Origin of the sequence: uncultured Amnibacterium sp. (assembly GCF_964245895.1) — a bacterium.
Lineage (GTDB): Bacteria > Actinomycetota > Actinomycetes > Actinomycetales > Microbacteriaceae > Amnibacterium.
This window is the reverse complement of record NZ_CAXTOQ010000030.1, coordinates 20,355-28,396: the sequence shown is the minus strand read 5'-3', so window position 1 is coordinate 28,396 and position 8,042 is coordinate 20,355. Positions and strand designations below refer to the sequence as shown.

Sequence of the window (8,042 nt, the reverse complement as noted above, 5' to 3'; positions counted from 1 at the left end):
CGATCACCAGCTCGGACCGGGCGAGGCGCAGCGGCAGGTCGGCGCGCTGCACCGCGACCACGCCCTCGCGCCGGGCGAACCGCAGCGCCCGGCCGCTCGGGGAGTAGACCGCGATCTCGTGCACGCCGCGGTCCCGCAGCGCGGCGAGCGTCGCACGGGCGTAGGTGCCGGTGCCGATCAGCAGCACGCGGGTGTCCGTCCAGTCCGCGAACCGGCTGCCGGCCAGATCGAGGGCCAGCCGGACGATGCTGCGTCCCGCCGCGCCGACGCGCGTCGAGTGCTGCACGGTGCTGGAGGTGCGGGCGGCGCGCTGGAAGAGCCGCTCGAGATCGGGGGTGGTCGTGCCGAGCGCGCGGGCGGTCTCGAGCGCCCGCGACACCTGGCCGGCGATCTCGGCCTCGCCGACGACGAGCGACTCGAGGCCGCTCGACACGGCGAACAGGTGGTGGGCGATGTCGGTGCCGCCGCGCCGGGCGGCCGCACCGGACACGAGGTCGGCCTCGACCCCGGCCTCCACAGCGGCGAACGCGGGGAGCGCGTCCGCCTCCGCCTCGTCCGTCACGTCGAGGTAGGCCTCGAAGCGGTTGCAGGTCGCCAGCAGCACGCCGCCGCGCACGCCGGGACGGGCGGCGACGAACCGGGCGAGCGCCTCGGGGGACACGGTCGCGAGCCGCTCCAGCACGTCGAACCCCGCGCTGCGGTAGTCGGCGGTGAGAGCGGTCAGCACAGCCGGAGATTCTACCAGTCGTCGAATCCGCTTCGGAGGCGCGTCCCAGGTCCGTGCAGGCCGCCTGCATGCTGCGGGGGCGCCGGGCGCGACCTGGCAGGATTCCCCTCCGTGCCCGTCGATCCCCCGCTGCTGCAGGCGTACCGGGGTGAGCGCCCCGAGCGCCTCCCCGTCTGGTTCATGCGGCAGGCGGGACGCTCGCTGCCCGAGTACCGGGCGACGCGCGCCGGCACCGAGATGCTCGACGCCTGCCTGACCCCGGACCTCGCCGCGGAGATCACCCTGCAGCCGGTCCGCCGGCACGGCGTCGACGCGGCGATCTTCTTCAGCGACATCGTGGTGCCGCTGCGGCTCGCCGGCATCGATGTCGACATCGTGCCCGGCCGCGGCCCGGTGTTCGCGCGTCCGGTCCGGGACGCGGCGGCGCTCGCCGACCTCGTCGCGCACGAGCTGCCGCAGGAGGCGCTGGCGCCGATCGAGGAGGCCGTCGCCCGCACGGTCGCCGAGCTGGGCGACGTGCCCCTGATCGGGTTCACCGGCGCGCCCTTCACCCTCGCCGCGTACCTGGTCGAGGGCGGCCCGTCGAAGGACCAGCTGCGGGCGCGAACGCTGATGCACGCCGATCCGGAGGCGTGGGCGGCGCTGGCCGGATACCTCGCCAGGATCTCCGGCGCCTTCCTCGCCGCGCAGGTGCGGGCGGGCGCGCGGGCCGTGCAGCTGTTCGACTCCTGGGCGGGCGCCCTGTCCGAAGCCGACTACCGCGCGGGCGCGCTGCCCGCCTCCACGGCGGCGCTCGCCGCGGTCGACGGCGTGCCGAAGGTGCACTTCGGCACGGGGACGGCCCTGCTGCTCGGCGCGATGCGCGACGCGGGCGCCGACGTGATCGGGGTCGACCACCGGCTGCCGCTCGACGCCGCATCGGGCCTGGTCGGCGGGGACCTGCCGCTGCAGGGGAACATCGACCCCGCGCTGCTCGACGCGCCGTGGCCCGTGCTCGAGGCGCACCTGGAGGCGGTCGCGGCGGCGGGGCGGGCGGCCCCCGCGCACGTGCTGAACCTCGGCCACGGCGTGCCGCCGACCGCCGACCCGGGCGTGCTGACCCGCATCGTCGACTGGGCGCACGCGCGCTGATGCGCGCCGTCGTGATCGGCGGCGGCGTCGCCGGCCTGGTCGCCGCCCGCCGGCTGGCGGTCGGCGGCGCCGACGTCGTCCTGCTCGAGGCGTCCGACCGGCTCGGCGGCCGCGTCGCGGCGGCGGAGGTGGGCGGCATCGTGGTCGACGGCGGCGCGGAGAGCTTCGCGGTGCGCGGCGGCGCGGTCCTCGCCCTCGTGCAGCGGCTCGGGCTCGGAGCCGACGTCGTCGGACCCGCCGGCTCCGCCTGGGTGGCGCTGGCCGACCGCACGGTGCCGCTGCCCGCAGGCGGCCTGCTCGGCATCCCCTCCTCCCCCCTGGCGACGGACGTGCGCCGGGTCGTCGACACCCGCGGGTCGGTGCGCGCCTACGCGGACCGGTTGCTGCCGCTGCTGAAGGTCGGCCGCTACGAGCGGCTGGGCCCGCTGGTGCGAGGCCGTATGGGCGACCGGGTGCTGGAGCGGCTCGTCGCGCCGGTGGTGCAGAACGTGTACGGCGCCGACCCGGACCAGGTGCCCGTCGACGCCGTCGCTCCCGGCCTCAACAGCGCGATGACGACCGCGGGCACGCTGTCCGGCGCGGTGCTGCGGCTGCGCGCCGCCGCGCCGCCCGGGTCGGCCGCGCAGACCGTGGTCGGCGGCGTGCACCGCGTCGTCGAGGCCCTCGTCGCGGAGGTCGCCGCGCTCGGGGTCGACGTCCGTCTCGGGACGCCGGCGATCGGCGTGCATCCCGCGCCGGACGACGGGCCGATCACCGTCGTGACCGCGCGTGAGGACCTGGAGGCCGGCCGGGTCGTGCTCGCCGCCGACGGCGCCGCGGCGCTCGGCCTGCTCGGCGACGCCGCACCGGACGTCGCGCGGCTGCCCCTCCCGGTGCCGGCGGCGTCGACGGCCGTGCTGCTGCGCGTCGACGACCGGCGGCTCGACGCCGCCCCCCGCGGCACCGGGGTGCTGCGCGCGGCGGGGCGGGACGACGTGCGGGCGACGGCGCTCACCCACGCGACGGCGAAGTGGCCCTGGCTCGCCGAGCGCGCCGGGCCCGGCAGCCACGTGCTGCGGCTCGCGTACCGCGGCACGGAGGCGGTGCCCGATGCGACCGTGCTCGCCGACGCCGCGGCGCTGCTGGGGATCGGCCGGATCGACGCCGTGGCGCGGGCCGACGTGCGCTGGTCCGACTCCGCCCCGCCGCTCGCCCCGGAGACGCGCGCGATCCGGGCGGCGCTCGCGAGGACGCGGCTGCCGGAGGGGCTGGCGCTGGCCGGCTCGTGGGTGGCTGGCACCGGCCTCGCGTCGGTGGTGGCCGGGGCGGAGCGGGCGGCGAGGCTCTGAGCCGTCTGACCATCGTTTGGGAACGTCCTGACCGCCCAGCGGCCGCTCGGTAGTGTGGCGTTCTTCCGAGTTGCAGAACCGAAGGAGTGTCGTATGCGAGGCCGCATCCTGTTCGTCGCCGGAGCCGCAGCCGGGTACGTCCTCGGCGCGCGTGCCGGTCGCCGCCGGTACGACCAGATCAAGGCCGCAGCGGACCGGGTCTGGAACGACCGCACCGTGCAGAAGACCGTGAACGACGCCGTCGGCACCGTGCAGGACTTCGTCAAGGACAAGGCGCCCGAGGTGCAGGAGGCCGTGGTCGGCCAGGCGAAGAAGGTCGTGTCGAAGGTGAAGAAGAGCGACGACGGCGACACCACGCCGTCCCCGTCGATCTGAGCGCCATGGCAGACGAGACCAGGGGCACCGGCAGGACCGCGCACGCGGCCGGCGGGCGGGACGGGCGGAAGTCCGTCTTCACGCTCATCGGGGAGCTCCCCGACATCATCACGACGCTCATCCGCGACGAGATCGAGCAGCTCAAGCGCGAGGCGGTCAGCCGGCTCAAGAGCGCCGGGATCGGCGTCGCGCTGTTCGTGGTCGCCGCGGTGTTCCTCTACTTCGCGGCGTTCCCGCTGCTCGCCGCCGCGGTGCTCGGCATCGGGCAGGCGCTGCCGTACTGGCTCGCCGCGCTGATCGTGGGCGCGTTCCTGCTGCTGATCGCCGTCGTCCTGGCGCTGGTCGGCCTGTCCCGGGTGAAGAAGGGCGTGCCGCCGGTGCCGAAGGAGAGCGTCGACAGCGTGAAAGACGACGTGAAGGCGTTCAAGGGGGTCCAGCAGTATGACCGATGACAAGGAGCGGCAGCTCTCCGAGATCCGTTCGGACATCGAGGCCACGAGGCAGCGCCTCGCCGAGACGCTCGACGCGATCGAGGACCGCCTCGACGTGCCGAAGCGGGTGCGCGCCGCGGTGCAGGACGCGATGGACCGCCTCGACGCGGTCCGCCAGGAGCGGCCCGAGGTCGTCTACGCCGCGCTCGCGAGCGCGGCGGGTGTGCTGGCCGGCGTCACCGCGCTGATCATCCGCGCGGCCCGCAGGTAGCGCCGTCCGCGCGCGGGTGCCCACCCGCGCGCGGACGTCCTGCGCGCGTGGGGCACACTGGACCGGTCGCGCCGAGGCGACCCACGGCGGCGCCGCCCGATGCGCCGCCCCGACGCCCGGGTCGCAGCCGCCCGCGCCGACGATGAGAAGCGCTGCGAGCAAGGACGTCGCACCATGACAGACGGTGGCTGGGCCCTCTGGGCCGTCTTCCGCCGGGGCACCGCCGGGCAGGTGCCCGGTGACGTGTCCGCCAGCCACCTGGGGGCCGTGCTCGGCGAGCTCGCCGACGGCGGCGTGACCACCCGCGGCGTGTACGACGTCTCGGGCCTCCGCGCGGACGCCGACGTCATGTTCTGGCTGCACGGCGACGACCCGGCCGCCCTGCAGGCCGCGATCCGACGCATCCGCCGCACCGCGATGATCGCGCCCCTCCTGCCCACCTGGAACGCGCTCGGGGTGCACCGCGACGCGGAGTTCAACCGCAGCCACGTGCCCGGCTTCCTCCGCGGGGAGCGGGCCCGTGACTGGCTCGCCGTCTACCCGTTCGTCCGCGGCTACGACTGGTACGTGCTGCCGGAGGACGACCGCAAGCGCATGCTCGCCGAGCACGGCCGCAAGGGCGCGGCGTTCACCTCGGTCGTCGCCAACACCGTCGCCGCCTTCGCGCTCGGCGACTACGAGTGGATCCTCCCGGTCGAGTCGGACTCGCTGACGGATCTCGTCGACATGATGCGCGCGCTGCGCGCGACGGAGGCCCGGCTGCACGTGAACGAGGAGACGCCGTTCTTCACCGGCAGGCGGATCGAGCTGTCCGAGCTGGCCGAGGTGCTGTCGTGACGGCGGTGCAGGTGGGCGCGGTGCTGGGCGCGAGCGAGGCCGCGGCCGCCGGTCCCGAGCACGTCGCGGAGCCGGTCGCGTACGACGGCATCCTGCTCGCCAGCTTCGGCGGGCCGGAGGGGCAGGACGACGTCATCCCCTTCCTCCGGAACGTCACGCGCGGTCGGGGCATCCCCGACGAGCGGCTGGAGGAGGTCGCGCACCACTACCGGCACTTCGGCGGCGTCAGCCCGATCAACGCCCAGAACAGGGCCTTGAAGGCGGCGCTCGAGACGGAGCTGGCCGCGCGCGGCGTCGACCTGCCCGTGTTCTGGGGCAACCGGAACTGGGGCCCCTTCCTCGACGAGGCCCTGCGGGAGGCCGCCGCGGCCGGCTCGAGAAGGCTGATCGCCGTCGCCACGAGCGCGTACAGCTCCTACTCCGGCTGCCGGCAGTACCGGGAGGACTTCGCCCGCGAGCTGGACGCGACCGGGCTCGCCGACACGATGGTGATCGACAAGGTGCGCCAGTACTTCGACCACCCCGGCTTCGTCGCGCCCTTCACCCGGGGCGTCGAGGAAGGGCTGGCCGAGCTCGAGCGGCGCCTGCCGGGCATCGATCTCGCCACCGAAGCGCATGTGCTGTTCTGCACCCACTCCATCCCGATGGGCGACGCCGCGCGCAGCGGCCCGGCCGCTCGAGGCTTCGGGGAGACCGGTGCCTACGCCGCGCAGCACCGGGCGGTCGCCGAGGTCGTCATGGCCCGCGCCGGGCGCGGCGTGCCGTGGGACCTCGTGTACCAGTCGCGCAGCGGCCCGCCCAGCCAGCCGTGGCTCGAGCCCGACGTCAACGACGCGCTCGCGCAGCTGGGCGCCGACGGCGTGCGGGCCGTGCTGCTCGTCCCCCTCGGGTTCGTCTCGGACCACATGGAGGTCATGTGGGACCTGGACGAGGAGGCCATGGAGACGGCGGAGGGCCTCGGCATCACCGCGGTCCGCACGCCGACCCCGGGCGTCGACCCGGCGTACGTCGCCGGGCTGGTCGACCTGGTGCTGGAGCGCGTGCACGGCACGCCGGCCGCCGATCGGCCCGCCGAGACGCCGCTCGGCCCCTGGTACGACGTGTGCCGCCCGGGGTGCTGCGAGAACGCGCGGCTCGGCTTCCGGCCGGCCGTGGCGGGCCTGCAGCCGTGACGATCCGGCTCGGGACGCGGGGCAGCGCGCTCGCGCTGGCCCAGGCGGGGCAGGTGCGCGACGCGATCGTCGCGCAGGGCCGGGCGTGCGAGCTCGTGCCCGTGACCACCGCCGGCGACGTATCCCGGGCCTCCCTCGCGCAGATCGGCGGCACCGGCGTGTTCGCCGGGGCGCTTCGGGCGGCGCTGCTGCACGACGAGGTCGATCTCGTCGTGCACTCGCTGAAGGATCTGCCCGTCGCTCCCGCCGACGGCCTGGTCGTCGCCGGGGTGCCGGCGCGGGAGGACGCCTGCGACGTGCTGTGCGCTCGCGACGGCCTCGCGCTCGACGCCCTGCCGGCCGGCGCCGTCGTCGGCACCGGCGCGCCGCGTCGGGTCGCGCAGCTGCTCGACCGGCGGCCCGACCTGCGGATCGTCGACCTGCGCGGCAACGTCGACACCCGGCTCAGCCGGGTCGGCGTCGACCTGGACGCCGTCGTCCTGTCCCGCGCCGGGCTCGCGCGGCTCGGCCGGCTGGCGGCGGTGACGGACGTGCTGCCGCTCGACGCGTGGCCGACGGCCGCCGGGCAGGGCGCGCTCGCGCTGGAGGTGCGGGCGGCGGACGCCGACCCGGGGTCCGAGCTCGGCGGCGTGGTCGCCGCGCTGACCGACCCCCCCGCGCGCGACGCCGCCTTCGCGGAGCGCCGGGTGCTGGGGCTGCTGGAGGCGGGCTGCACCGCACCCATCGGGGTCGCGAGCCGGATCGGTTCCGCAGGGGGAGCGCTCTGGGCCTCCGTCCACCGGCCGGGCGGCGGCGACCGGCTCGATCGACGGCGGCACGTGGTGCTCGGCGCGGGCGACCGGGCCGGGGCCCTGCTCGCCGCGGCGGAGGCGCTCGCTCGCGACCTGCTGGACGCCGGCGCCGCCCGCCTCGCGCCCCTGGGAGCGACGGCGTGACCGCGGAGGGCGGGAAGCCGCTCGGCGGCTGGCGGGTGCTCGTGCCGAGGGGCGGCCCCTGGGGCCACGGCGTCGCCGCCGACCTGCGGGGGCGGGGGGCGAACCCCGTCGTCGCCCCCTCCATCAACTTCGCGGGCACCGCGGACGAGGCCGCGCTCGACGCGGCGCTGCAGCGGCTGCAGGACGGCGAGTACGCCTGGATGTCGGTCACGAGCGCCACGGCCGTCGACGTGCTGTCGGCGCACCGGGTCGTCATCCCCGAGCGCACCCGCATCGCGGCGGTCGGCGAGACCACCGCCGCCGCCCTGAACGCCGCCGGCTACGGCGTCGACTTCGTGCCGCGCCGGGACAACTCGGCCGCCGGCCTGCTCGCCGAGTGGACCGACGCGACCGGCGACGCCGAGCGCCTGCGGATCCTCGCCCTGCGCAGCGACATCGCGAAGCCCGTGCTGACCGACGGCCTGCGCGCCGCTGGCCACGACGTCGACTCGGTCGTCGCGTACCGCACGGTCGGGGTGCCCATCGCACCGGAGATCGTCGCGGACGTCGCGTCCGGCGCCTTCGACGCGATCCTCGTCACCTCCGGCAGCGTGGCCAACCAGATCGCCGTGCAGATCGGCCTCGTGCCGTCGCGCACGGTGCTGGCGTGCATCGGGCCGCGCACCGCGCTCGACGCCGAGGCGGCCGGCCTGCGCGTCGACCTGGTCGCGCGGGAGCGCAGCAGCGAGTCCCTGATCGACACGCTCGAGGAGCTCGCCGTGCACCGCAGCATGCAGGGACCGCTGCCGTGAGCCGCCTCCCGATCCGCCCGCGGCGCCTGCGGCAGTCCGCCGCG

9 protein-coding genes and 1 pseudogene are annotated in these 8,042 nt (G+C 76.3%); 9 read left to right on the top strand and 1 reads right to left on the bottom strand.

All coding sequences use genetic code 11. The annotated features are described in order from the left end of the window. A pseudogene (locus ACFE60_RS06630) lies at positions 1 to 727 on the bottom strand (glutamyl-tRNA reductase); the annotation flags it as partial. A gap of 111 nt (positions 728 to 838) precedes the next feature. Between ACFE60_RS06630 and hemE the strand changes: the two are divergent. The 9 genes from hemE to ACFE60_RS06585 all read left to right on the top strand — a co-directional run bounded on the left by hemE (position 839) and on the right by ACFE60_RS06585 (position 7,998). After that, a complete protein-coding gene (hemE, locus tag ACFE60_RS06625; RefSeq protein WP_375388056.1) occupies positions 839 to 1,858 on the top strand; it encodes a uroporphyrinogen decarboxylase in 1,020 nt (339 codons plus the stop codon). Then, the gene (locus tag ACFE60_RS06620) at positions 1,858 to 3,186 is read left to right on the top strand and encodes a protoporphyrinogen/coproporphyrinogen oxidase (RefSeq protein ID WP_375388055.1); all 1,329 of its coding nucleotides are present in this window, start codon (positions 1,858 to 1,860) and stop codon (positions 3,184 to 3,186) included. Before hemE ends, ACFE60_RS06620 begins: the two co-directional genes overlap by 1 nt. A 93-nt stretch (positions 3,187 to 3,279) precedes the next feature. After that, on the top strand, positions 3,280 to 3,561 hold the full coding sequence (locus ACFE60_RS06615; protein ID WP_375388054.1) for a hypothetical protein: 282 nt from the start codon (positions 3,280 to 3,282) through the stop codon (positions 3,559 to 3,561). 5 nt (positions 3,562 to 3,566) lie between these two features. Continuing rightward, positions 3,567 to 4,013 carry a phage holin family protein gene (locus ACFE60_RS06610; RefSeq protein ID WP_375388053.1) on the top strand — a complete coding sequence of 149 codons (447 nt, stop codon included), beginning with the start codon at positions 3,567 to 3,569 and terminating at the stop codon, positions 4,011 to 4,013. Then, on the top strand, positions 4,003 to 4,263 hold the full coding sequence (locus tag ACFE60_RS06605) for a DUF3618 domain-containing protein (protein ID WP_375388052.1): 261 nt from the start codon (positions 4,003 to 4,005) through the stop codon (positions 4,261 to 4,263). The genes ACFE60_RS06610 and ACFE60_RS06605 overlap by 11 nt, the downstream gene beginning before the upstream one ends. A 174-nt stretch (positions 4,264 to 4,437) precedes the next feature. Continuing rightward, a complete protein-coding gene (gene hemQ, locus ACFE60_RS06600; protein ID WP_375388051.1) occupies positions 4,438 to 5,100 on the top strand; it encodes a hydrogen peroxide-dependent heme synthase in 663 nt (220 codons plus the stop codon). Continuing rightward, a complete protein-coding gene (locus ACFE60_RS06595) occupies positions 5,097 to 6,272 on the top strand; it encodes a ferrochelatase (protein ID WP_375388050.1) in 1,176 nt (391 codons plus the stop codon). The genes hemQ and ACFE60_RS06595 overlap by 4 nt, the downstream gene beginning before the upstream one ends. After that, on the top strand, positions 6,269 to 7,207 hold the full coding sequence (gene hemC, locus ACFE60_RS06590) for a hydroxymethylbilane synthase (RefSeq protein ID WP_375388049.1): 939 nt from the start codon (positions 6,269 to 6,271) through the stop codon (positions 7,205 to 7,207). The genes ACFE60_RS06595 and hemC overlap by 4 nt, the downstream gene beginning before the upstream one ends. Further along, positions 7,204 to 7,998 carry a uroporphyrinogen-III synthase gene (locus ACFE60_RS06585; RefSeq protein WP_375388048.1) on the top strand — a complete coding sequence of 265 codons (795 nt, stop codon included), beginning with the start codon at positions 7,204 to 7,206 and terminating at the stop codon, positions 7,996 to 7,998. Before hemC ends, ACFE60_RS06585 begins: the two co-directional genes overlap by 4 nt. Positions 7,999 to 8,042 lie beyond the last annotated feature (44 nt).